The organism is Ferrovibrio sp., from assembly GCF_036381655.1.
In the GTDB taxonomy this organism is placed as follows: Bacteria; Pseudomonadota; Alphaproteobacteria; order Ferrovibrionales; family Ferrovibrionaceae; genus Ferrovibrio.
The window spans coordinates 94990-118238 of the sequence record NZ_DASVCJ010000057.1; the positions used below are offsets into that span (position 1 = coordinate 94990).

General features: G+C 65.6%; 23 protein-coding genes and 1 pseudogene. 6 read left to right on the forward strand and 18 right to left on the reverse strand.

The annotated features are described in order from the left end of the window. Nucleotides 1-9: 9 nt before the first annotated feature. The 6 genes from VF194_RS11515 to ileS form a co-directional block, all read right to left on the reverse strand. Nucleotides 10-1326: a pitrilysin family protein gene (locus tag VF194_RS11515; protein ID WP_330891086.1), complete on the reverse strand. Its 1317-nt coding sequence runs from the start codon at nt 1324-1326 to the stop codon at nt 10-12. A 1-nt stretch (nt 1327) separates the two neighbouring features. Then, nucleotides 1328-2677 carry a pitrilysin family protein gene (locus VF194_RS11520; RefSeq protein ID WP_330891088.1) on the reverse strand — a complete coding sequence of 450 codons (1350 nt, stop codon included), beginning with the start codon at nt 2675-2677 and terminating at the stop codon, nt 1328-1330. Between the two features lie 118 nt (nt 2678-2795). Beyond that, entirely contained in the window at nt 2796-3398 is a 603-nt protein-coding gene (locus VF194_RS11525; protein ID WP_330891090.1) for a DUF3035 domain-containing protein, read from the reverse strand. A gap of 108 nt (nt 3399-3506) precedes the next feature. Next, nucleotides 3507-5891, reverse strand: coding sequence for an ATP-binding protein (locus tag VF194_RS11530; protein ID WP_330891092.1), 2385 nt, complete (start codon nt 5889-5891; stop codon nt 3507-3509). 111 nt (nt 5892-6002) lie between these two features. Beyond that, a complete protein-coding gene (gene lspA / locus VF194_RS11535) occupies nt 6003-6473 on the reverse strand; it encodes a signal peptidase II (RefSeq protein WP_330891094.1) in 471 nt (156 codons plus the stop codon). Nucleotides 6474-6490: 17 nt separating this feature from the next. Then, complete coding sequence (ileS, locus tag VF194_RS11540) at nt 6491-9319, reverse strand: isoleucine--tRNA ligase (RefSeq protein ID WP_330891096.1); 2829 nt, start codon at nt 9317-9319, stop codon at nt 6491-6493. Between the two features lie 217 nt (nt 9320-9536). Between ileS and VF194_RS11545 the strand changes: the two genes are divergently transcribed. Next, nucleotides 9537-10427 carry a CoA ester lyase gene (locus VF194_RS11545; protein WP_330891098.1) on the forward strand — a complete coding sequence of 297 codons (891 nt, stop codon included), beginning with the start codon at nt 9537-9539 and terminating at the stop codon, nt 10425-10427. Between the two features lie 4 nt (nt 10428-10431). On the opposite strand, the gene VF194_RS11550 is transcribed toward VF194_RS11545, so the two are convergent. Beyond that, nucleotides 10432-11349, reverse strand: coding sequence for a bifunctional riboflavin kinase/FAD synthetase (locus VF194_RS11550; RefSeq protein ID WP_330891100.1), 918 nt, complete (start codon nt 11347-11349; stop codon nt 10432-10434). A 30-nt stretch (nt 11350-11379) separates the two neighbouring features. Beyond that, the gene (locus VF194_RS11555; protein WP_330891102.1) at nt 11380-11817 is read right to left on the reverse strand and encodes a MaoC family dehydratase; all 438 of its coding nucleotides are present in this window, start codon (nt 11815-11817) and stop codon (nt 11380-11382) included. A gap of 109 nt (nt 11818-11926) precedes the next feature. Between VF194_RS11555 and VF194_RS11560 the strand changes: the two genes are divergently transcribed. Continuing rightward, nucleotides 11927-12730 carry an HAD-IIB family hydrolase gene (locus VF194_RS11560; RefSeq protein WP_330891104.1) on the forward strand — a complete coding sequence of 268 codons (804 nt, stop codon included), beginning with the start codon at nt 11927-11929 and terminating at the stop codon, nt 12728-12730. A gap of 21 nt (nt 12731-12751) precedes the next feature. Here VF194_RS11560 and VF194_RS11565 read toward each other — a convergent pair whose 3' ends face one another. Further along, a complete protein-coding gene (locus tag VF194_RS11565; protein WP_330891105.1) occupies nt 12752-13807 on the reverse strand; it encodes an EAL domain-containing protein in 1056 nt (351 codons plus the stop codon). A gap of 209 nt (nt 13808-14016) precedes the next feature. On the opposite strand from VF194_RS11565, the gene VF194_RS11570 reads away from it, so the two are divergent. Continuing rightward, nucleotides 14017-14508 (forward strand): glutathione peroxidase, encoded by a 492-nt coding sequence (locus tag VF194_RS11570; protein ID WP_330891107.1) that lies wholly within the window; start codon nt 14017-14019, stop codon nt 14506-14508. A gap of 8 nt (nt 14509-14516) precedes the next feature. Here VF194_RS11570 and VF194_RS11575 read toward each other — a convergent pair whose 3' ends face one another. Beyond that, entirely contained in the window at nt 14517-15122 is a 606-nt protein-coding gene (locus tag VF194_RS11575; protein ID WP_330891109.1) for a CDP-alcohol phosphatidyltransferase family protein, read from the reverse strand. A gap of 91 nt (nt 15123-15213) precedes the next feature. Here VF194_RS11575 and VF194_RS11580 point away from each other — a divergent pair, with 91 nt between their 5' ends. Further along, nucleotides 15214-16071: a 23S rRNA (adenine(2030)-N(6))-methyltransferase RlmJ gene (locus tag VF194_RS11580; RefSeq protein ID WP_330891111.1), complete on the forward strand. Its 858-nt coding sequence runs from the start codon at nt 15214-15216 to the stop codon at nt 16069-16071. Here the strand turns inward: VF194_RS11580 and VF194_RS11585 are convergent. Further along, a complete protein-coding gene (locus tag VF194_RS11585) occupies nt 16068-16520 on the reverse strand; it encodes a nuclear transport factor 2 family protein (RefSeq protein WP_330891113.1) in 453 nt (150 codons plus the stop codon). The genes VF194_RS11580 and VF194_RS11585 overlap by 4 nt on opposite strands. A 159-nt stretch (nt 16521-16679) precedes the next feature. Here VF194_RS11585 and VF194_RS11590 point away from each other — a divergent pair, with 159 nt between their 5' ends. Together VF194_RS11590 and VF194_RS11595 are read left to right on the forward strand one after the other, a co-directional pair. After that, the gene (locus tag VF194_RS11590) at nt 16680-17162 is read left to right on the forward strand and encodes a low molecular weight protein-tyrosine-phosphatase (protein ID WP_330891115.1); all 483 of its coding nucleotides are present in this window, start codon (nt 16680-16682) and stop codon (nt 17160-17162) included. Between the two features lie 57 nt (nt 17163-17219). Further along, entirely contained in the window at nt 17220-17477 is a 258-nt protein-coding gene (locus VF194_RS11595; protein ID WP_330891117.1) for a hypothetical protein, read from the forward strand. A 30-nt stretch (nt 17478-17507) separates the two neighbouring features. Here the strand turns inward: VF194_RS11595 and glcF are convergent, their stop codons facing one another. From glcF to VF194_RS11630, 7 genes and pseudogenes are all read right to left on the reverse strand, one after another. Continuing rightward, on the reverse strand, nt 17508-18812 hold the full coding sequence (gene glcF / locus VF194_RS11600; RefSeq protein ID WP_330891119.1) for a glycolate oxidase subunit GlcF: 1305 nt from the start codon (nt 18810-18812) through the stop codon (nt 17508-17510). Between the two features lie 4 nt (nt 18813-18816). Then, the gene (glcE, locus tag VF194_RS11605) at nt 18817-20052 is read right to left on the reverse strand and encodes a glycolate oxidase subunit GlcE (protein ID WP_330891121.1); all 1236 of its coding nucleotides are present in this window, start codon (nt 20050-20052) and stop codon (nt 18817-18819) included. A gap of 126 nt (nt 20053-20178) precedes the next feature. Further along, the gene (locus VF194_RS11610) at nt 20179-21666 is read right to left on the reverse strand and encodes an FAD-linked oxidase C-terminal domain-containing protein (protein ID WP_330891123.1); all 1488 of its coding nucleotides are present in this window, start codon (nt 21664-21666) and stop codon (nt 20179-20181) included. 15 nt (nt 21667-21681) lie between these two features. After that, on the reverse strand, nt 21682-22404 hold the full coding sequence (locus VF194_RS11615) for a FadR/GntR family transcriptional regulator (protein WP_330891125.1): 723 nt from the start codon (nt 22402-22404) through the stop codon (nt 21682-21684). A 133-nt stretch (nt 22405-22537) separates the two neighbouring features. Beyond that, nucleotides 22538-22663 carry a type B 50S ribosomal protein L36 gene (gene ykgO, locus VF194_RS11620; protein ID WP_298725634.1) on the reverse strand — a complete coding sequence of 42 codons (126 nt, stop codon included), beginning with the start codon at nt 22661-22663 and terminating at the stop codon, nt 22538-22540. A gap of 159 nt (nt 22664-22822) precedes the next feature. After that, nucleotides 22823-23038, reverse strand: a complete 216-nt coding sequence (locus tag VF194_RS11625; protein ID WP_330891128.1) for a hypothetical protein — start codon at nt 23036-23038, stop codon at nt 22823-22825. Between the two features lie 85 nt (nt 23039-23123). Beyond that, nucleotides 23124-23249 (reverse strand): annotated as a pseudogene (locus VF194_RS11630) (IS5/IS1182 family transposase); the annotation flags it as partial.

Genomic DNA, 23249 nt, shown 5'->3' on the forward strand with positions numbered 1-23249 from the left:
CGGATATCGTCAGCCGCCCAGGCCGACCGGCTGGCCGGCGACCACGACAAGGAAATCCTCGCGGTCGAACAGGCGATGGGCAACGCGCTTGATGTCGTCGGCGCTAACCGAACGGACCAGAGCCGGATAGCGGTCGATATAATCGATCGGCAGGCCGGAGATGCGCATGGCCAACAGTGTGCCGGCAATGCCGGCATCGGAGGTCAGCCGCAGCGGAAAGGAGCCGGTGAGGTAATCCTTGGCCGCCTGCAGTTCCGCCTCGGTCACGCCGTCCTTGGCGACACGCTTGAACTCGTCGCGCACCAGCTGCAAGGCGGCGGCGACATCCTTGTTGCTGGTAGCGAAGGAGCCGGAGAACAGCGCGGCCGATTTATACGGGATCAACTGCGTGCCGACCGAATAGACCAGGCCGCGTTTCTCGCGGAGCTCCTCGAACAGGCGCGACGACATGCCGGCGCCGCCCAGAACCTGGTTCAGAACGCTGGCGGCATACCAGTCCGGATCTTCGCGGGCGATGCCCGGCGCACCGATCAGCACCACGCTCTGCGGCACCGGGAAGGAGACCACGGCCGGCGAAGCGGGCGTTTTCGGCGCCACCCGCGGCGGCAGCGTGACCTGCGCTTTCTCGGGCAGCTTGCCGAAGCTTTCATCCACCAGCCGTGCCAGTTCCTCCGGCGCGATATCGCCGACTGCCGCGATCAGCAGATCGTCGCGCGCCAGCACCTGCCGCGAGAAGGCGACGAAATCCTCGCGCCCGATCCGCTCCAGGCTTTCGGCGGTAGCCGAGGTGCGCCGGCCATATGGATGATCGCCGAAGGCCGCCTTCGAGAACCGCTCGCCCGCCAAAGCATTGGGGTTGCTGCGGCTGCGCTCGTAGGAGACGCGCGCGCCAGCCTTGATGCGGTTGATCGGTTCGTCCTCGAAGCGCGGCGCCGTCATCGCCATGCGCAGAAGCTCGAAGGCACGCTCGCGATGCTCGGACAGCGTGCGCAGGCTGAGCGTGACATAGTCGCGGTCGGCATCGAAATCCAGCGCGATCGCCTGCTTGCGCAGGGCATTCTGGAAATCGTCGGGGCCGAGATCGCCGGCGCCTTCGGTCAGCAGTGCGGTGGTCAGCGAGGCCAGCCCCTGCTTGTCGGCGGGCTCGCTGGCCGCGCCGCCGCGCCAGGCCGCGTTGAGCGCCAGCATGGGAATCGACGGCTCGCGTACGAACCAGACCTCGATGCCGCCGGGCGTCTTGATCCGCTCGATTTTCGGGCTGGCCTGAGCCGCAGCCGCGCCAAGCAGGCAGGCCAGCAGAACGGCGAAACGAATCCAATGTCGCATGTCAGCTCTGCTCCTTCGGCAGCAGATAGCCGGTGACCGACTTGCGCTCGTCGAAAACGTAATGGGCGGCGGCGGAAATCTGTTCCCTGGTCACGGCGTCGATCAGCTTGGGCCAGTTCTCGACATCCTCGACGCTCAGGCCGGTCGCCAGCGCCTGGCCGAATATCTGCGCCGCACCCGACAGGCTGTCGCGGGCATAGACCGTCTGGGCGCGCAACACCGCCTTGGCGTCGGCGAGCTCCTGATCGCTCACGCCGTCCTCCAGCACCGACTGGATCACGGCGTCGAGCGCAGCTTCGACCTCCGGGAGCTTATGGCCGGGCTTGGGCGAGGCACTGAAGGCGAAAACGCGCTGCTGCACGGCTTCCTCGTCATACCAGGCGCCGGCGGAAACTGCCGGACCATCGCCGGAAACGAGCTTGGTATGCAGCCGGCCGGTCGGCCCGTTGAGGATTTCCGCCAGCACCGTAAGCGGAATCGCATGCTGGCTGGCGCCGGCACTGCGGCTTGGAGCCAGATAGCTGCGCCTAAGGCTCGGCTCGGAGACGCGCGCATCGCCCATGCTCAAACGGCGCGCAGCAAGCTGCGGCGGCTCCTGCGAACGCAGTCGCGGCGGCACCGGCCGCATCGGCAGCGAGCCGTAATGCTTCTCGGCCAAGCGACGCAGCTCGGCCGGCTTGACGTCGCCGGCCACCACCAGGATGGCGTTGTTTGGCGCATAGTATGTGCGATAGAACAGCATCGCATCCTCGAGCTTGAGCTTTTCGACCTCCTGCGGCCAGCCGATCACCGGACGGCCATAGGGCGAAGCGAGGAACTGCGCGGCGTTGTATTGCTCGTCGAACAAGGCGGCCGGATTGTTCTCGACCCGCATCAGCCGCTCCTGCAGCACGACCTGCAACTCCGGCGCGGCCTGCTGCGGCTCGAGATGAACCATGCGGTCGGCTTCCATGGCCATGACCATGTCGAGCTGATCGCGCGCCACCGTCTGGTAATAGGCGGTGTAATCGGCCGTGGTGAAGGCATTCTCGCGCCCGCCCACCCGGGCGATGCGGTTGGAGAATTCGCCTGCCGGCAGACTCGGCGTGCCCTTGAACATCAGGTGTTCGAGATAATGCGCCACCCCAGTCACGCCGGGCTGCTCGTCGGCGGCGCCGACCTTGTACCAGACCATGTGATGCACGACCGGGGCACGATGGTCCTCGATGAGCACCACCTGCAGCCCGTTTTCGAGCACGAAGTAGGTCGGATGGAAGATCTGCGCGCGCGCGGTGGCGGCGCCCAAGCCGATGATCAGCCCCAGGATCAGCAGTGTCGCGGCGAAAAGCGGTTCACGGATCAGGCGCGGCACAATGGACCTCCGTCAGGGACTTGCATCAGCACGCTCCAGCATCCTTGCGGCGGATGTCCGGCTTCGCGACCACCGCAAACTTGGCGCAGGCCTGGCGCAGACCCCGGGGTGACAGGCCTCAGAACAGGCCTTCGAGCGGGCCACGCTCCTTGCGCTTGATCGTCGGCACCTCGCCGACATTCGGCGCCTTGCCCATCGCCGCGTTCTCGCGCAGCCGCTGGGCCTCCTTCACCGGATCGACCGCGACACCCGGCTCCTCCGGCTTCTGCCAGAAGATCAAGCGGTCGACGAAGCTGCTGTCGCGCTCCGCAAGCTGGGTGAAGTCGTTGTTCACCTTGCGGCGGATATCAGGATCGACATTGACCGCATGCGCCTGCTGCAGCAAGGCCATCTCGCCGGCCGAGGCGCCTGGAAGCGGAGAAGCTGGGGCATTGGCCGAGGAAGTCAATCGGCCGCCCGGATTGCGCAAGCCCAGCGCCTGCTGGGCGCGGTCGCGCGGCTTGACCTCCTGCGGACGCGGCGCGCCGGGCTCCGGCGGACGCAGGCCGAATTCCGGCGGCAGGACCAACGGCGCCTGGGTGGCAACGGCGAATTCGTCGGGCGATTTCTTGGTAAGGCCGAGCGCTTCCCGGGTGCTGTCGCAGCCGCCTAGAACCAGCGGCGCGATCAATAACGTGTAGGCCATCCAGTGGCGTCGGCCGATCCTGTACGGTCGACTCATGGCGAGGCAGTCCTTCCTGCTAGTGTTGGACGGCGGGAGTTTATCCTTGCCTTACCCCTCGGCACAAGGGCGGGCAGAGCGGCAAAAAAGGCCAGTGAAACAGGGGTTTTAAGAGGCCTCGACCAGCTCGGAGGGAAGGCGAATCGTCGCCGTCGTGCCGGCATTCTCCCGGCTTTCGAGCACCAGCGAGCCGCCATGCAGTTCGACGAATTTGCGGCTGATCGCCAGCCCGAGGCCGGTGCCCTCCCCGTCGCGGCGGATATTCGGATCGCCCTGCCAGAAGGGTTCGAAGATGCGCGGCAGGAACTCCGGCGGGATGCCGATGCCGGTGTCGCTGACCTGAATGACCATGCTGCCATCGGCGTCGCGCCGGCCGCCGATGCGGACCTGACCGCCGGCCGGGGTGAACTTGATCGCATTGGACAACAGGTTGAGCAGCACCTGCTTGATCGCCCGCGCATCGACCCGGATCGCCGGCAGATCGTCCGCGACATCATTCGCCAGCATCAAGCGCGCCTCCTGCGCCCTGCCCTTGACGATGGTGAGGCAATCCTGCACTAGGCCGGGCAACCGGTTCGCCTCCAGCGCCAGCTCGTATCGCCCCGCCTCGATTTTCGACATATCGAGGATGTCGTTGATGACATTCAGCAGATGCCGCGCGCTGACGCCGATATCCTGGGCATAGTCGAAATACTTCTCCGAGCGGTCGCCCCACATGCGCAGCGCGATCACCTCGGCGAAGCCGATGATGGCGTTCAGCGGCGTGCGCAATTCGTGGCTCATATTGGCGAGGAATTCCGACTTCGCCCGGTTTGCCGCGATCGCGTGCTCGCGCTCGCGCGCATAGGACGCCGCCAGCCGCTCCAGATCGGCCGATTGCCGGCGCAGCCGCGCATTGGCCTCGTCCAGCGCCTGTTCGGAAACCTTTCGTTCGGAAATGTCGAGCGAGATCGACAGGACAGCGATGATCTTGCCTTGCGCATCCTTTAGCGGCACCTTGCTTTCCAGCACCGTGCGCAACATGCCGGAGGCCAGACGATAGGAACGCTCGCGGTTGAGCAACGGCCGGCCGGTGCGGAGCGCTTCGGCCTCCAGGGTGTTGCTGAGCGCTATGACATCGGCGTGGCATTCCGGCGCCAAGCCATCCAGCGGCAATTCGGAAATGTGCTTGCCGATGATCTCCTCCGGCCGCGCGCGAAAAGTTTCGGCCAGGCCGTGATTGATCAGCACATAGCGGCCTTCGGTATCCTTGACGCTGACCGGTGCCGGGATCGCCTCCAGCACCGTGTTCAGCAATTCACGGCTGCGCTCAACTTCCGCCTCCGCCGCCACCTGGCTGGTTATGTCGCTGCCGGCGCCGCGGTAGCCCTGGAAGTCGCCGGCGGCATCGAAGACCGGCACGCCGCTGATGCTGTAGCAACAGTCGCAGCCATCCGGCGCGGCGACGCGGAAGCGGAAATCGCGGAAGGCGCGCCGGGCGGCCAAGGCTTCGCGATGCGCAACCCAGGCCGCATCGCCGTAGCCCCGCTCGTCCTGCAGCATCTGCTCATAGGCAAGCAAAGGAGAATAAGGGCCTGAGAAGGAGGAATGGGTCAGCTTCAACGCGGCGTCACGTTCCCAGAACCAGTCGGAAGCCGCATTGGCGAAATCGCGGAAGCGCCGCTCGGATATCTCGCGCTGCTCGACTTCGCGGTTGCGCGCCGCCAGATGATCGGTACCGACCGTCAGGATCGCGTTCACCTTGCTGGCCAGCAGGCCCAATTCGTCATTCCCGTGCTGTGCCGGCACGGTAATGGGAACGGGCTTCGGATCGCGCGGATCGGCCTGTGCGATCTGGCTGATCAACGCCAGCAGCGGCCGCGTCAGCGTGAAATAGAACAGAACCGCCAGGACCAGCGCGAGCAGGAAATTGCGCACCAGCCCGGTGCCAAGCACCACCCACGCACGGTTCAGGATACTGCGCGCCAACAGCGAGCCGTCGACAGAGACACGCATCTCGCCGACCAGTTCGTGATTGCGCTGCGCATAGAGCGGCCGTACCAGCAGTTCATCCGAGACCGGCAGAAGGCTCTTCAGCCATTCCGGCGCGTCGCTGTCATGCGGCTGTTCCAGAGCGGCCATCCGACGGCCGTAATTGTCGTAGATTTCCGCCCGCCAGATTGGCCGGTAGAGCAGCAGACCCTTCACCACCCGCGCGGCAAGCTGCTCGTCGAGTGCGTAAGCCGCCTCCGAGGCGGGCTCGTTCAGCATGTCCATGACCTGGGTGACGGTGACCTGCCGCTGGCCCAGTTCGGAGCGGATGTCGAGCAGAAGCTGCAGCAGGCTGAAGATCACGCCCAGGATCAGGGCGGTGACGACGGTGACCTTGACCTGCTTGATGGCGATCGACCGGCGCGGCGCGGAATGTTTTGCATCACCCCCGGCCTCCGGCTGCGCCAGTCCAGGAGAGGAATGCTGGCGATCGACAATTACCCGCAAAGAGCCCCCGTCCACCACGCCGGATCATCGCCCCCGGTCGATCACAAACGGCGTAATGCTGCCATTCTTTCAACACGGGAACAACGAAAAGACTGATAACAGCGATACTGGAAGTTGTCCATTTCGCTACGATAACGTCTTTCGCGGCATGAAACTGTCGAGCAGAAGCAGGCCGACCCCCACCACGATGGCGCTGTCGGCCAGATTGAAGGCCGGCCAATGCCAGCCGAAGACATGAAAATCGAGAAAGTCGAAAACCGCACCAAAACGGACACGGTCGATCACATTGCCGATCGCGCCGCCGATGATCAGGCCGAGTGCCGTGGCGACCAGCGCCGAGCGCGTCCGCGCCAGCCAGAGCCCCAGCCAGATCAGCACCGCCACGGCGACGCCGATCAGAATCCAGCTCCGCAAGGTGCTGTCCTGCTGGAACAGCCCAAAGCTCACTCCCGTATTCCAGACCCGCACCAGATTGAAGATCGGCAAAACGGTGATGACCGGCGGCTGCGCCGAGGCCAGCAGGTCCATGAAGAAGGCCTTGCTGGCCTGATCGGCAGCGACAATCACCACCGCCGCGATGAGCCCCGGACGGATCAACCTACCCCCCTTACGGTTCAGGCGGCCGGGCTGAGAGCATCGCTGCAGCGGCGGCAGAGGTCTTCATGCCCCGCGATGCTGCCCACCTCGGGCAGCACCTGCCAGCAGCGCTCGCATTTATGGCCCTCGGCCAATTCCGGCACCACCGCGACACCTTTCGCCTCCTCGGTGCGGAAGGCCTCCGCCGGCCCCTCGCCTTCGCGCAAGGTGATCCCGGAGGTGATGCAGATCTCGGCGAAATCGAGGTCGTACAATGCCGCCAGATCCTCGGCGCCGGCATAGACGACCGGATGCGCCTGCAGGCTGGCGCCGATCCGCTTCTCGGCGCGTTCGATCTCGAGTGCGCCGGTGACCGCGCGGCGCACGCGGCGCACGCGCTCCCATTTCGCGTCCAGCGCCGGATCGAGCCATTCTGCCGGCACGATCGGAAACAGTTCGCGATGGATGCTGCCCTCTTCGCTGGGATAGCGGGTCAGCCAGGCCTCTTCTGCCGTGAAGCAGATGATCGGCGCCAGCCATTTGACCAGGCAATCGAACAGATGATCCAGCACGGTGCGCGCCGCGCGGCGGCGGATGCTGGTCGGCGCGTCGCAGTAGAGCGCATCCTTGCGGATATCGAAATAGAAACTGGAGAGATCGACGGCGCAGAAATTGTAGAGCGCCACATACATGCGGTGGAAATCGTATTCCTGGCAGCTTTCGCGCACCACCTTGTCGAGTTCGGCAAGGCGATGCAGCACCCAGCGCTCCAGCTCCGGCATCTCATATTGCGGCAGGCGCTCGGAATCCTGGAATCCGGCCAGATTGCCCAGCAGATAGCGCAGCGTATTGCGCAGGCGGCGATAGGCATCGACCTGGGCCTGGATGATCTTCGGCCCGACGCTCAGATCCTCGTTGTAGTTGGCCGAAGCCACCCACAGCCGCAGGATATCGGCGCCCGACTGCTTGATGACGTCCTGCGGCTCGACCGAGTTGCCGAGCGATTTCGACATCTTGCGGCCCCTCTCGTCGAGAATGAAGCCGTGGGTGAGCACGGAATCGTAAGGCGCGCGACCGCGGGTGCCGCAGCTTTCCAGCAGTGAGGAATGGAACCAGCCGCGATGCTGGTCCGAGCCTTCGAGATAGAGCGAGGCCGGCCATTTCAGGTCGGGCCGCTGTTCCAGCACGAAGGCATGGGTCGAGCCGGAATCGAACCAGACATCGAGGATGTCGGTCACCATCTTCCAGTCATCGGGATTGTATTTGTCGCCGAGGAACTGCTCCGGCTTGGCGGTGAACCAGGCATCGGCACCGCCCTTGAGGCAGGCCTGCACGATACGCTCGTTGACGGTTTCATCGCGCAGGATCTCGCCGGTGCGCTTGTGCTCGAAGACGGCAATCGGCACGCCCCAGGCGCGCTGGCGGCTAATCACCCAGTCGGGCCGCTGCTCGATCATGGCATACAGCCGGTTGCGACCCTGCGGCGGATAGAAAGCGGTCGCCTCGATGGCGGCCAGAGCCTTGTCGCGCAGGCCGTTGGTCGACATCGAGATGAACCATTGCGGCGTGTTGCGGAAGATCAGCGGCGCCTTGGAACGCCAGGAATGCGGGTATTGGTGCCGCAGCCGGCCGCGGCCGAACAAAACGCCCGCCTCCGCCAGGGCGGCAATCACCGCCTTGTTGGCGTCGGCATCCTTGCCGGCATCGTCGAGCACGCGCTTGCCGGCGAACAGGGGCACATGCGGAAAATAGCTGCCGTCCTCGTCCACCGTATGCGGCACCTCGATGCCATTGGCGATGCCGAGATTGTAGTCGTCCGCGCCATGGCCCGGCGCGATATGCACGAAGCCGGTGCCGGCATCGAGGGTGACGAAATCGCCATGCAGCACCGGCACGTCGAAATCGTAACCCTGGCCGCACAGAGGATGGGCGCAGATGGTGCCGAGCAAGTCGGCGCCCTTGAAGCTCGCCACCACGGTATGCTGCGTCACGGCGCAGGCCGACATCACGCTGGCGATCAGATCCTGCGCGATGACGACTTCATCGCCCGGCTTGGCCGTCGATTTCTCGCCAACGGCGTCGACGCGCAGCCGCACATAGGTCGCCTCTTCCGACAGCGCGATGGCCCGGTTGCCGGGCAAGGTCCAAGGCGTGGTGGTCCAGATCACGATGGCGGCGCCATCGAGCGCCGGCACGCTCGGCTTCACCACCGGGAATTTGGCGAAAACGGTATGCGAGGTGTGTTCCTGGTATTCCACCTCGGCTTCCGCCAGCGCGGTGCGCTCGACGACCGACCACAGCACCGGCTTGGAGCCCTTGAACAGCCCGCCATTCATCAGGAATTTGTGCAGCTCGCGCACGATCTGCGCTTCCGCCGCATAGCTCATGGTGGTGTAGGGATTCTTCCAGTCGCCGATCACCCCGAGCCGCTTGAATTCCTCGCGCTGCACATTGATCCAGTGCTCGGCGAAGTCGCGGCATTCCTTGCGGAACTCGTCGATCGGCACATCGTCCTTGTTCTTGCCGGCGGCGCGATATTTCTCTTCGATCTTCCATTCGATCGGCAGGCCGTGGCAATCCCAGCCCGGCACATAATTGGCATCGAAGCCCATCATCTGCCGGGTACGGTTGATGGTATCCTTGAGGATCTTGTTCAGCGCATGGCCGAGATGCAGGTTGCCGTTGGCATAGGGCGGGCCGTCATGCAGGATGAACTTCTCGCGGCCTTTGGAGTCGGCGCGCAGCTTCTCGTACAGCCCGATCCTCTCCCAGCGGGCCAGGATCTCCGGCTCCTTTGCCGGCAGGCCCGCCTTCATCGGGAATTCGGTGGTCGGGAGGAAAACGGTGTTGCGGTAGTCTTTGCTCATCGGAGTACTCGGGAGAACCCGATTGGCGCCGGGGCGGCCTCGGGCTTGGATCATGGCAAATCGTGAGGAATTCCCGGCCCTTAGGAAAGGACCGGGCCGCTAATTCGTGTCGGCCGGAGGCCCGGGACTATGGCAAATTGCCCAAGCATGGCATTGATTTAGCATCCCTGTCCCTGACTGTCGAGCCAACCGGATCGCTTCCATGACCAGACCACCCATGACACCTTCCCGCCGAGCCGTCACCTTGCGCCGCTCCTGGCATTTTCTGCCCGGGGCCGACCGTTCTGCCCTTGCCGCCGGACCGACCGGCGGCGCCGATGTCCTGATCCAGGAACTGGAGGATTTCACCCCGCCGGCCGCGCGCCCGACCGCCCGGACACTCGCTGCCGCGCTCTATCCGGCCTGGCGTGCGGCCGGACGGATTGCCGCCGCGCGGATCAATCCGCTCGACGGGCCCGATGGCGAGGCCGACCTCGCCGCCGTGATGGATGGCGCACCCGATCTGGTAATGATGCCCAAGGTCGATGCCCCGGAGCAGATCGTCCGGCTGGACCGGCGGATTGCGGAACACGAGGTACGACTCGGCTTGGCGGCCGGCAGCACCGAGATCGTACCCAATATCGAAAGCGCGCTGGGGCTGACACGGACCATAGCCATCGCCCAGGCGAGCCGGCGCGTCACGGCCTGCCTGGTGGCAAGCGAAGACATGGTGGCCGATCTTGGCGCGGTGCGCAGCCGCGAGGGCATCGAGCTTGCTTATGTGCGGCAGCGTTTCCTGATCGAATGCCGCGCCGCCGGCGTGGTGGCGATCGACTGCCCCTATACCTTCGGCGACAGCGATGGTGCCGCGGCCGAAACCCGGCAGGCGCGGCAGCTTGGCTACACTGCCAAAGCGGTCGTGCGGCCGGAGCATGCGGCTGTCGTTAACGCCGTGCTCACACCCTCGGCCGAGGAGATCGCCAAGGCCCGGCGCATCGTCGAAGCATTCGAGACGGCGCGCGGCAAAGGCGAAGACCGTGCCAGCCTGGATGGCCATCTGATCGAAAAGCCGACCTATACGGGAGCGCAGCGCCTGCTGGCGCGGGCGGCGGAGTTCGGCGTGGCATAAAGGCTCAGGCCAGCAACCGCCTGGCGGCTGCGCAATCTTCGGCGATCTTCGCCTTCAACGCCTCGACATCGTCGAACTTTTCCTCGGGCCGGATGAAGGCATGGAATTCGACGCGCATGGAGCGGCCATAGAGATCGCCGGCAAAGTCGAACAGATAGACTTCCAGCTTCACATCGGTCTGATCGAAGGTCGGGCGGATGCCGAAGCTGGCCACACCGTCGCGGCGCTCGCCGTCGATCACGCAGCGCACGGCGTAAATGCCGAATTTGGGGATCTGAAAATCCGACAGGCCGACATTGGCGGTGGGATAGCCCAGCTCGCGGCCGCGCTTGTCGCCATGTTCGACAATGCCGATTATTTCCCAGGGCCGCGCCAGCAGGCGATTGGCCTCGGCTATATTGCCGGCCTCGAGCGCCTGCCGCACCCGGCTGGACGAAAAGACCTCGCCATCGCCCTGCGCCGCGACGACGGTTGTGCCGATGCCGTGGCTTTTGCCCAGTTCGCGCAGCATCGCGGTATCGCCGGCCCGGCCTTTGCCGAAGGTGAAATCGTACCCGACGACGACATGGCTCAAGCCCAGATCGCGCGCCAGGATATGGTCGACGAATTCCTGCGGCGATTGCCTGGCCAGCTCCGAATCGAACGGCAATGCCAGCACCACGCCGGCGCCGAGCTCGCCCAGAATGCGCGTCTTGGTGTCTAGCGCATCCAGGCGGAACGGCGGCGATTGCGGCACGAAGAAGCGGCGCGGATGCGGCTCGAACGTCATCACCGCCAGCGGTCTGGCCTTGGCATCGGCTTCGGCCTTGGCGGCGGCGATCAGGGCGCGGTGACCGAGATGGACGCCGTCGAAGTTACCGATGGCGGCGACGGCGCCACGCAAGGATGGCGGGAAACTTGCACTGGAGCGCAGCAGGCGCATCGCTTTGCTCCACTCTCCCGATCCGATCCGTCACTTGGCCCGGCGGCTGACCATCAGCGTGGCTTCGCCGTCGATCACCACGGTATCGCCGACCCGGCATTCGCAGGCGAATTTCACGCGGCGCTTTTCGGCGATGATTTCGACGATGCTGACCTTGGCGATCACGGTGTCGCCGATGCGCACCGGCGCCTTGAAGCGCAGGTCCTGCGAAACGTAGATACAGCCCGGCCCCGGCAGCTTGGTGCCGAAGACGGTGCTGAGCAGGCTAGCGCCGAGCATGCCATGGGCGATGCGGCCCTTGAACGGCGAGCCGGCGGCGAAATGCTCGTCGAGATGCACCGGATTGGTGTCGCCCGACAATTCGGCGAAAGCCTGGATATCCGCCTCGGTAACCGTCTTCGAATACACCTCGGACATGCCGACCGACAGGTCTTCGAGATAATAGCCATGCAGGGCCTGATAGGTCATTGTCGGTTCCTTGCTGCGAGTCGGTCGGCGACGCTGGTTGACGTCGAAACGAGGCGCGGTGACTATACGGGCCACCCTCACACCCGGCAAGCGCCACACCATCCGATCCATGGCCGAAATCCGCCCATTACCAGAATTTCCTGCCGCCATCCGCCGGGGCATCCGGTATGTGCTGACCGATATCGACGACACGCTGACCACGCATGGCCGGCTGACCGCCGCAGCATACGCAGCGCTGGAACGCCTCGAATCGGCCGGCCTGCGCGTCATTCCGATCACCGGCCGGCCGGCCGGCTGGTGCGATCTGATCGCACGCTTCTGGCCAGTCGATGCCATCGTCGGCGAGAACGGCGCGCTCTTCATGCGCTATGACCGTACGGCCAAGGTGATGCAGCGGCGCTTCTTCCTGTCGGATGCCGAACGGCGCGCGGCGCGCGAAAAGCTCGCCACTTTGGCCGAGACCATCCTGCGCGCGGTGCCCGGCACGGCGCTGGCTTCCGACCAGCAATATCGGGAATGCGATCTGGCGATCGATTTCTGCGAAGATGTGCCGCCGCTGCCACGCGAGGCGGTCGATCGGATCGTGGCGCTGTTCGAAGCGGCCGGCGCGACGGCGAAAGTCAGCTCGATTCATGTCAATGGCTGGTTCGGCGACTGGGACAAGCTGTCGATGACGCGCGTCCTCTTCAAGGAAAGCTATGGCGTGGACCTGGACCGGGCGCGTGACCAAATTGTGTTTGCCGGCGACAGTCCGAACGATGCGCCGATGTTCGGGTTCTTCCCGTACAGCGTCGGTGTCGCCAATGTGCGGCCGTTCCTCGACCGCATCGCCACCCCGCCCGCTTTCGTCGCCACTGGCGAAGGCGGCGCGGGATTCGTCGAGCTTGCCGATGCATTGCTGGCGGCGCGTTAGCCAGCACCAGCCTCTGCCGGATTAGGCGGCCTTGGCGAGCTTCGGCACCCCGAACAGCATGCCCTGGCCGAGCGGGAAATCGAGATCGGCAAGCTGCACCAGATCGGCTTCGCTCTCCACCTTGGCCAGCACCGGCGTGATGCCGTGCCGCGTGCAGGCCTCGCGCAGATCGGCGGGATCGATCGGCGACCGTGCCATCGCCGCCGGATCGAGCAGCAGTTGCGCGTCGAATTTGGCGAAGCGCACGCCGGCCTTGGCAAGGCCGGCGAAATCGAGGTCGAGGCGGTCGACGCCATCCACCGAAAGCGCATAGCCCAGCGCCGCGAGGCGGCTGAGGCGGTACATCCCGCCGCGGTCGAGCTGGCTGATGCCGTCATAGGCGAATTCCAGCACGATATTGCCGGCGCGCTCGCCTTCGCGTTCGAGAAAGTCATAAAGCGGCGTGAAGGTCTCGAGCCGCGCCAGCATGGCCGGCGTCAGATTGAGGAAGAAGCCGGCATCGCGGGCGCGATGCTCGAGCTTGCGCACGAGTTGCACCGAGCGCAGCAGCATCAGCGCATCGAATTCGGCGCGCAGGCCGGCGGCGTCCAGCGCCTCCAGGCATTCAGCGGCGGCGTATTGCTTGCCGAGCGCATCCCGCGGCCGGGCCAGCATCTCGAAATAGCGGATGCGCCGCTGCGGCAGGCTGACCATCGGCTGCACGTGCAACTCGACGCGATTGTTGTTCAGCGCATCCCGTACGGCCTCCAGCAGCGTACCGTCATCGGCCGGCTCGGGCGCGGCGGCCACGGCAAGCCGCGGCTCGGCTTTTTCGGCAGCGGCAACGGCTGCCGGCGCCTCGCCGCGCGCCATCGCCAGTTCGTCCGAAAGCTCGTCGATCTCGGCCAGCAGGCGCCGCTGCGTGGAATAGCGCACCAGCCGCTCGCGGATCGCCCAGAACAGCATGAGCAGAGTCAGCGCCACGATGGCGGGATGCTGCTCGGCCAGGCCGGGCACCAAGCGCGTCAGGCTGACGCCGCCGACCAGGGCGACCAGGGCAAGCGCGGCAAAGGTGAGCATTCCGGGCAGGGTGATCATGGCGACGGCCTCCTATCGACCCATCGAGCCGATGCGGTTCCATCTGGTCAGGCGAAAGGGCGACGCTATAGTTAAGCCGTACAGCCTTAACGGAGGGTGAATCGATGTTGCCCAGGTCGCTATGGGATCGACGCGACGTCCTGATCTTGGCAGGCCTATTCGCCGCCCTCCCGATGACCCCTTCTTTGGCCGCAAAAACGAGGACCGGCATGAGCGCGCATGACTTCGATTTCACGTCGATCGACGGACAGCCCCTGCCGATGCGGCAGTTCAAGGGCAAGGCCGTGCTGCTGGTCAACACCGCCTCGCAATGCGGCTTCACCCCGCAATATACCGACCTGGAAAAGCTGTGGACGGATTACCGCGGCAAGGGGCTGGTGGTCCTGGGCGTGCCGTCGAACGACTTCGGCAACCAGGAGCCCGGCTCGGCCGAACAGATCAAGGAATTCTGCACGGTCAATTTCGATGTCGATTTCCCGCTGACCGCGAAGCAGACGGTGATCGGCAGGAATGCCCATCCGCTCTACCGCTGGATCGCCAGCGAACTGGGCGAAGACGCCCTGCCGAAATGGAATTTTCACAAATACCTGATCGCGGGCGACGGCAGCATCGCCGAAGTCTTTCCCAGCCGCATCAAGCCGACCGATTCGAAGGTGATCAGTGCCGTCGAAGCCGAACTGAAGAAGCTGAAGAGCGCTTAAGAAGACGCTCAGGAAAAATCCCGCCAGCCGGCGATCACGCGGCCCAGCGTCGTCAACCAGCACAGCGCCCCGAAAATCCACGCGAGCAGCGGGAACCAGCCCGGCTCCGCCAGGCAAAGCAGGAAGAAGATGATCGTCTCGGTCCCCTCGGTCAGGCCGCCGAGGTGATAGAAGCTCTTGGCACCGCGCAATGCGGTGCTGCGGCCATGCTTGCCGGCCAGGATCGCATAGGCCAGGAAGCTCGATCCCGTGCCCATGAAGCTCGCCAGCAGGAAGGCTGCCGGCAGAGCGGCCATGGCCGGATCGCGGATGGCGAAGCCCAGCGCCATCAGGCCGTAAATGATGAAGTCGAGCACGATATCGATATAGCCGCCCCGGTCGGTGGCGCCGCGCTGGCGTGCCAGAGCGCCGTCCAGCCCGTCGGCGGCACGGTTGCACAGAAACAGCGCCAGGCCGAGATGGGCCTGCCCCAGCGCCAAAGTCGCCGCGGCGGCGAGGCCCGACCCGAAACCGGCCAGGCTGACCGCATCGGCTCCGAATGGCGCGCGGTCGAGCCGCCGGGCCAGGCCGTTCAGCGGCGGATCGATCAGGCGGCGCATCAGCGGGTCGAGCATTCCTCTGCTCTAGCGTATTTCCATGCCGCTTGCATGACCTGGATGACGCCCTCGGCTATAATGGCGCTCAACATCCTGTGAGTCCGTCATTGTGAATTACCGTCACGCCTTCCACGCCGGCAATTTCGGCGATGTGCTCAAGCATGTCGTGCTGCTGGATCTTGTCGCCGCCCTGCACCGCAAGGCGGCGCCGCTGCATCTGCTCGACAGCCATGCCGGAATCGGCCTTTACGACCTCGCCTCGGCCGAGGCCCAGCGCGGCGGCGAGTATCGCCTGGGCGTCGGCGCGGTGCTGAGCGATCCGGCCGCCCGCCGCATCCTGCCGGATTACCTGGCGGCCCTGCGCGCACTCAACCCCGAACTGGATGACACCGGCGCCGGGCTGCGCCGCTATCCGGGTTCGCCATGGCTGCTGCAGCGCAGCCTGCGGACCGAAGACCGCCTGACGCTTTGCGAACTGCATCCCGAGGATGTGCAGACGCTGAAACACAATCTGGGGCGCGATCCGCGCGTCAGCATCCATCACCGGGACGGCTTCGAGGCCCTGCGGGCGCTCACCCCGCCGATGCCGCGCCGCGGCCTGGCGCTGATCGATCCGGCTTTCGAGGACGAGAATGAATTCGCCACCCTGACCAGAACGGTGCAGGCCATGCACAGGCGCTGGGCCACCGGCCTGCTGGCGATCTGGTATCCCATCAAGGATCAGCGCGAAACCGATCGCTGGAAGCGCGAACTCGCCGCGCCGATCGCCGCGGCGACCATCGCCGTCGAACTCACCGTGCGGCCGGCCCGGGAAAGCCGGCAGATGAATGGCAGCGGCCTGATCATCGTCAATCCGCCCTGGCAATTCGACGACGCCCTGCGGCCCAGGCTGGATTTCCTGAAAACCCGGCTGGCGCGCGAAGCCGGCGCCGGGGCACGGATCGAAACGCTGGTGAAAGCCGCCTAGTGGATCGTGCCCGACGGCGTCAGGTCGTCGCCGCCGATATCGGGCTCGGGCTCATCTTCGCCTTCTTCCCCGGGCGGCGGGGCCGCGACCGGACCGGCCTGGTGATGCGCGAGCTTCCAGCCCTTGCCCTCGCGGACGAACAGATTGCTGGCAATCAGATATTGGTCCTCGACCCGTTCGAAACAGAGTACCAGCGCGACATCGCCCCAGAGCGTAACGCGCGGCGCCAGCATCTGGATCGACGGCTGGGCCGGATTGTTGAGAATGCGGCGCCAGCCTTCCAGCACCGCCTCGCGGCCGATCAATGGCGGCCAGCCGGGATGGATGCAGCAGATCGGCGCCGCCTTGGCCCAGAGATTGGCCATGGCATCGAAATCATGCGTGACGAAGGCATTGTAGAAGGCGGTGTTGGCCTGCAGCAGCGCGGTTTCGTCGTCGGTCGTCGTCATGGCCATTACTCTAGGCCGGCTTCCGGTGCGGGCGATAGGGGGAGACTTGCGCGGCCAGGCAGCCAGTGCTTCCCTGCACCTATGACGACTTTCCCTCCTTCCGCCCCTCTTGCCGGCCCCCCTTCCAGTCCTCTTTCCAAGCCGGCTTTTTCCGTTCTGATGGTCTGCACCGGCAATATCTGCCGTTCGCCCACCGCCGACGGCCTGCTGCGGCATGCCATCCGCCAGCAAGGACTGGAGGACCGGGTATTCGTCGATTCGGCGGGAACGCATGGCTATCATGTCGGCGAACCGCCCGACGAGCGCAGCATCGCTATCGCCAGGGCTAACGGCGTGGATCTTTCCGCCCTGCGGGCACGCCGGATTGCGCCGGGCGATTTCCCGCGTTTCGACCTGATTCTGGCGATGGATAGCGGCCATCTCGCCATCCTGCGGCGGCTTTGTCCGCCGGAGTTTCGCGACCGGCTGCGGCTCTACCTCGAATTCGCCCCGCATTTCGGCCGCGAGGTACCCGATCCGTATTACGGCGGCCGCAAGGATTTCGAGGCTGTTTTCCGCATGTGCGAAGCCGCAACCCAGGCCCTTGTCGAGGAGATTCGCCTGCGGCTGGGGGCTTCCACCCTGACCGTGACCGGAAATTAACTTTCAGCAGCCGGAACAATGGCCGCATAACCACTATCCATGGTCATGGATTGTAGAATGTCCGGTTACGTGCCTCTTCTCGTCATCCTCTTCGCCGGCCTGATCGGCACCGCCTCGGCCCAGCCTGCCCCCCAACAGCAGGATCAGGACAAGGAACGGGCGGCGATCGTCGACGCCTGCGTCAAGGAAATGCGCAGCCAGCTCAAGCCTGGGCAAACCATGACCAATCAGCAGCGCATGGACGCCGAGCAAAAGTGCCGCGACAAGGCTGACGCCATCATGCAGGCCAAGCGGCAAAAGGCGCCGAAGCGGTAATACGCCGGCTTTGGTTCGTAAGGCGGCCGTTCAGGCCAGCGCAGCCGGCTTCGGCCCGCCCGTCGCCCAATCCAGCAATTCGACGGTATGCAGAACCGGCAGCGGTTTGCCGCGCGCGGCGGCCATGCCGTTGGCGATCTGCACCAGGCAGCCGATATTGCCCGCCGCGAGGACATCCGCGCCGGTGCTGGCGACATTCTTCACCTTGCGGTCGCGGAGTTGATTGGCGAGTTCAGGCTGCAGCATGTTGTATGTGCCGGCCGAGCCGCAGCAAAGATGCCCCTCCGGAATGTCGCGCACGGCAAAGCCGACCTGGGCCAGCAGCCGCTTGGGCAGCGTCGTGATCTTCTGGCCATGCTGCATCGAGCAGGCGCTGTGATATGCCACGGTGAGCTTGCCGGCGGTGCCGGCCGGTTTCAGGTCGAGCCCCTGCAGCACTTCCGTGACATCCTTGGCCAGGCCGGCGACGATCGCCGCCCGCCCGGACCAGTCCGGATCGCTGGGCAGCATGAAGCCGTAATCCTTCACGGTCGTGCCACAGCCCGAGGCGTTGATTACGATCGCATCCAGACCGGCGCCTTCATATTCGCGGTGCCAGGCGGCGATATTGGCCTTCGCCTGGCTGAGCGCGTCGTGCTCGCGGCCCATATGATGGGTGAGTGATCCGCAGCAGCCGGCGCCTTCGGCCACGACGACCTCGCAGCCATGCCGTGTCAGCAGCCGGATCGTCGCTTCATTGATCTTCGGATCGAGCACGCGCTGGGCGCAGCCGGTCAGCAGCGCGACGCGCATCGTGCGGGCGCCCTGAGCCGCAAAGACCTGCGGCCGGTCCATCGGTGAGATCGGCGGCAATGCCCTGGGTGCCAGGGCGACCATGGCCTTCAGCCGGCCCGGCAACAGGAAACGGAACGGCCGCGCCAGCTGCGCGCCGCGCAGGCTGAGGCGGAACAGCCTGGGATTGGGAATGAGCCGCGCCAGAAGCGCCCGCAGCAGCCGATCCAGCACGGGCCGGCGATAGGTCTCTTCGATATAGGCGCGCGCATAATCGACCAGATGCATGTAGTGCACGCTGCTCGGACAGGTGGTCATGCAGGACAGGCAGGAGAGGCAGCGATCGACATGCCGCACCACCTCCTCGCTCGCCGGCTGGCCGCTCTCCAGCATCTGCTTGATCAGATAGATGCGGCCGCGCGGAGAGTCGCGCTCGTCGCCCAGCAGGACATAGGTCGGACAGGTCGCGGTGCAGAAGCCGCAATGCACGCATTTGCGCAGGATATCGTTCGACGACTGGATCGCCGGATCGGCAAGCTGCGTGAGGGTGAAGTTGGTCTGCATGGGCTCAGGCCGCCACCATGGCCGGCGTCACCCGGCCGGAATTGAGAATATCCATCGGATCGAAACTCTCTTTGACGCGGCGCGACAACGCGGCAAGCGCTTCCGGCTGCGGCTGAAAGACCGGCACGGCGGCGCGGATCGCGGCGTCGGCGCGGACCAAGGTGGCATGGCCGCCATGCTGGGCGAGCGCTGCCCGCACCTTCGCCGCATCGGCGTCCGCGCTCGGCGCAAGGCTGAGCCAGACCAGCCCGCCGGCCCAATCGTAAAAGGCTTCCGCATCGGGCCGTGCGGCGATGATACCGGCCACCACGGCTGGCCCGGCCATCGGTGCGGTGGAGATGCGCCACAGCACGCGATCCTGCGGCAGCACGAAGTAGCTGACGTCGCGAATCTCCCGCCACAGCCAGGCGGAATTCATCGAATGCAATTCCTCCAGCGGCCCGAAGGATTTCAGCAACTCGCGCAGAGCCCCGCAGCGCGCCTTCACCGAAACATCCGTGCCTTCGATGCGGATGGCGGTGACGCTCCGGCCGGCGCCGGCGACATAGCCGACGCCCGAACGCGCCGCGATGGCGGGCGGCAGATGCGCCAGGCCGCTGACTTCATGCGGCGATTTGGCGGCTGCCGCCATCGCCTCGGCCGCCCTGGCCGCATCCAGGCCGAAAACCAGCACGGTGCGCGTCTTTTCCGGCGCGGGCAGCACCTTCACGGTGACTTCGGTGAGCGCCGCCAGCGTACCGAACGAGCCGCAGATCAGTTTGGGCAGGTCGTAGCCGGTGACATTCTTCACCACCTTGCCGCCGGCCTTGAAGATTTCGCCGCGGCCCGAGACGGCAACGAAGCCGAGCAGATGATCGCGCATGGCGCCGGCCTTGAACCGGCGCGGGCCGGCGAGGTTGCAGCCGATGGCGCCGCCGATGGTGCCGCGATTGGCCGGACCGCCCCACAGCGGACCAAGATCGGGCGGCTCGAAGGCGAGCATCTGATTCTGCGCGGTGAGCAGCTTTTCGACATCGCTTACCAGACTGCCGGGCCGCAGCGTCAGGATCAGTTCGGCGGGTTCGTAATCCAGCACGCCCTGCAGGCGGCTGAGATCGAGCGCATAGGCATTCTGCGTGGCGCGGCCGAACTGGCTCTTGGTGCGATGGCCATGCAGCTCGAGCGGCTTCGCTTCGGCCGCCGCCCAACGGACGACATCGACCACATCGCTCATGCCGGCGGGGATGAAGGTTTCAGCCATGTCGCATTCCTTGCATCGTCACGCCTGTGCTCGCGGGTCTGGCCGCGGGCCAGGCCGATGGTCGGAATGGACCCTCGGGCTTCGCCCGCGGGCGGCGACGTTTGTGACTGATCGCAGCGCCATCGCTCAGAACCTCGGCAGATCGGGGAAGGCGAGCTTTCCGTGCTGCACATGCATCTTGCCTATTTCGGCGCAGCGATGCAGTTGCGGGAATACCTTGCCCGGGTTGAGGCGATGGTTGGGATCGAAGGCGCATTTGACGCGCTCCTGCTGCGCCAGGTCGTCAGCGCTGAACATCGCCGGCATCAGGTCGCGCTTTTCCACGCCGACACCATGCTCGCCGGTCAGCACGCCGCCGACTTCGACGCAGAGCCTCAGGATATCGGCGCCGAAAGATTCCGCGCGTTCCAATTCGCCCGGGTTGTTGGCGTCGTAAAGGATCAGCGGATGCAGGTTGCCGTCGCCGGCATGGAAGACATTGGCGACGCGCAGGCCGTATTTCTCCGACAGGTCGCTCATGCGGGTCAGCACCTCCGGCAGCTTCTTGCGCGGAATGGTGCCGTCCATGCAGAGGTAATCCGGCGAAATGCGCCCCACCGCCGGGAATGCCGCCTTGCGGCCGGCCCAGAAGTTCAGGCGCTCGTCCTCGTCCTGCGAGATGCGGCAACTGACCGAGCCGCAGGATTCGGCAATCGCCTTCACCCGCGCCAGCAGGTGATCGACTTCCGCGGGCGGCCCGTCCAGTTCGATGATCAGAAGGGCTTCGACGTCGAGCGGATAGCCGGCATGGACGAAATCCTCCGCCGCGTGGATCGCCGGACGGTCCATCATCTCCATGCCGCCCGGGATGATGCCGGCGCCGATCACCTTCGCCACGCAATCGCCGGCCGCCTCGGATGACGGAAAGCCGGCCAGCACGGCGCGCTGCGTCGCCGGCTTGGGCAGGATGCGCACGGTCACCTCGGTGATCACGCCGAGCAGCCCCTCCGAGCCACAGATCAGCCCGAGCAGATCGTAGCCCTCGCTGTCGAGATGCTTGCCGCCCAGGCGAACGATATCGCCGTTCATCAGCACCATCTCGACGCCGAGGATGTTGTTGGTGGTCAGCCCGTATTTCAGGCAATGCACGCCCCCGGAATTCTCCGCCACGTTGCCGCCGATGGTGCAGGCGATCTGGCTGGAGGGATCCGGCGCGTAGTAGAAGCCGCGATGCTCGACCGCGCGGGTGATGCCCAGATTGGTCACGCCGGGTTGCACGATTGCGCAGCGGTTGTCCCAGTCGATCTCCAGCACGCGGTTGAACTTGCCCAGGCCGAGCAGCACGCCATCGGCCAGCGGCAGCGCGCCGCCCGACAAGGATGTGCCGGCGCCGCGCGGCACGACCTTGACGCCGCGCTCGTTGCACAGCTTGAGCACGGCCGCGACCTGTTGCGTATCGCTGGGCAGCACCGCCACCAGCGGCAACTGGCGATAGGCGGTCAGCCCGTCGCATTCGAAGGCGCGCAGGCTGGTCTCGTCGGCGATTACGCCCTCGCCCGGCACGATCTGCCGCAGGGCGGCGATCAGCTCGAGGCGCTGGGCGATGATCTCCTTTTCCGGTGCCGGCATCAGCATGAGCGTTTCCTCACTCTAGTCCTCGCGGGCGGCCGCATGGCGGGCGGCGGCCCGGGCGATATGGTTGCGGGCCGCCTGCGCGGCAGCTCCGGCATCGCCGGCGGCGATCGCGTCCAGCAATTGCCGGTGTTCCTCCTGGGCGGCCAGAGCGCTGCCGGCATCCACCGCGGACGGCATCCAGGTTACGGCGCGGCTGGCCGAGAAATGCTGCGCCAGATAGGCGGCGAACTGCGCCAGATACGGATTATGCGCCGCCGCCGCGATAGCGGCATGAAAGCGGTCATCGGCGCCGGCGCCGTCGGTCCTGGCGGCGATCGCCTGCTCCATCGCCGCAAAGGCGGCGCGGATCGCCGCAAGGTCCGCGTCGCTGCGCCGCCGTGCCGCCAATTCCGCCATGCCGGCTTCGATGACGGCGCGCAGCTCGAAAATATGCGGCAGGTCGGCCGCCGGCACCGCGCCGCCGCCACTGCCGATGCGGAAGTTGGCCAAGCCCGGCCGCGCCGCGACGAAGGCCCCCGCGCCCTGCCGCGTCTCGACGAAACCGTCCACTTTCAAGCGGGCAATCGCCTCGCGGACGATGGCGCGGCTGACATTGTAGCGTTCGACGAGCTGCTTTTCGGTCGGCAGCCGGGCGCCGGGGCGGAATTCGCCGGCCCGAATCGCCGCGGCCAGCCGGCCGGCCAGGGCATCGCCCAGTCCGGCGGGACGCGTCAGGGGATGGTTTGCGATATCAGACATCATCACTTGTCAGCTTGCCTGACAAATTCGCCCGCCGCCGACCGGAAGTCAACCCACAGAAGCGGCTCCAGAAACGACGACGGCCCGGCTGGAAGCCAGCCGGGCCGTTACGAAAACCCTGGTTTGCTAGGGATTAACCCTGGCGCGCCTTGAAGCGCGGGTTGGTCTTGTTGATCACGTAAACCCGGCCCTTGCGGCGGATCACGCGGCAATCACGATGGCGGCCCTTAGCCGACTTGAGCGAATTTACGACCTTCATGGCACCTGACCTTATAGAAACAGAATGCCGGGCGCAGATGAAACCCGCCCGGCGGAAAAGCGGGCGGACCTTACCGGCGGGCCCCATGCCTGTCAACCGTAAACCAGGCCTGCTGGCGGTGAATCCCGCCCTTGCCCGCTTAGTGCCGCCAGGGCCCGCTCAGCCCCGCCAGGCCGCCTCGTTGCGGCGCTCGTAATCGCCAAAGGCCCGGCTCAGCCCGCCCAGCACCTCGGCCGTGGTTTCGAACATGGCCTTGAACTGCGGCTCGTCGACCATGCGCAGTTCCTCGCGCAATTCGCCGACCAGCTCGTTCAGCCGGCGCTGGACATACTTGGTGTGGTAATACGGATCGCGCTGCTGTTCTGCGGTCGCCATGACAAACCCCATTCCGTTGCAAAGCATACGGAAGGAGTGAAACCGCGATGCCGTCGATGGTTCCGCGCCAGCCTAGGGTGTGTCGTCAATTGTATGAGAGGATGGCGGCGGCGAGCTTTGTGGCTGCTGCGAAATGGTCGGCTCGTTTGTCGTAGCGGGTGGCGATGGCTCGGAACTGCTTGAGGCGGCAGAAGAAGCGCTCGATGCGGTT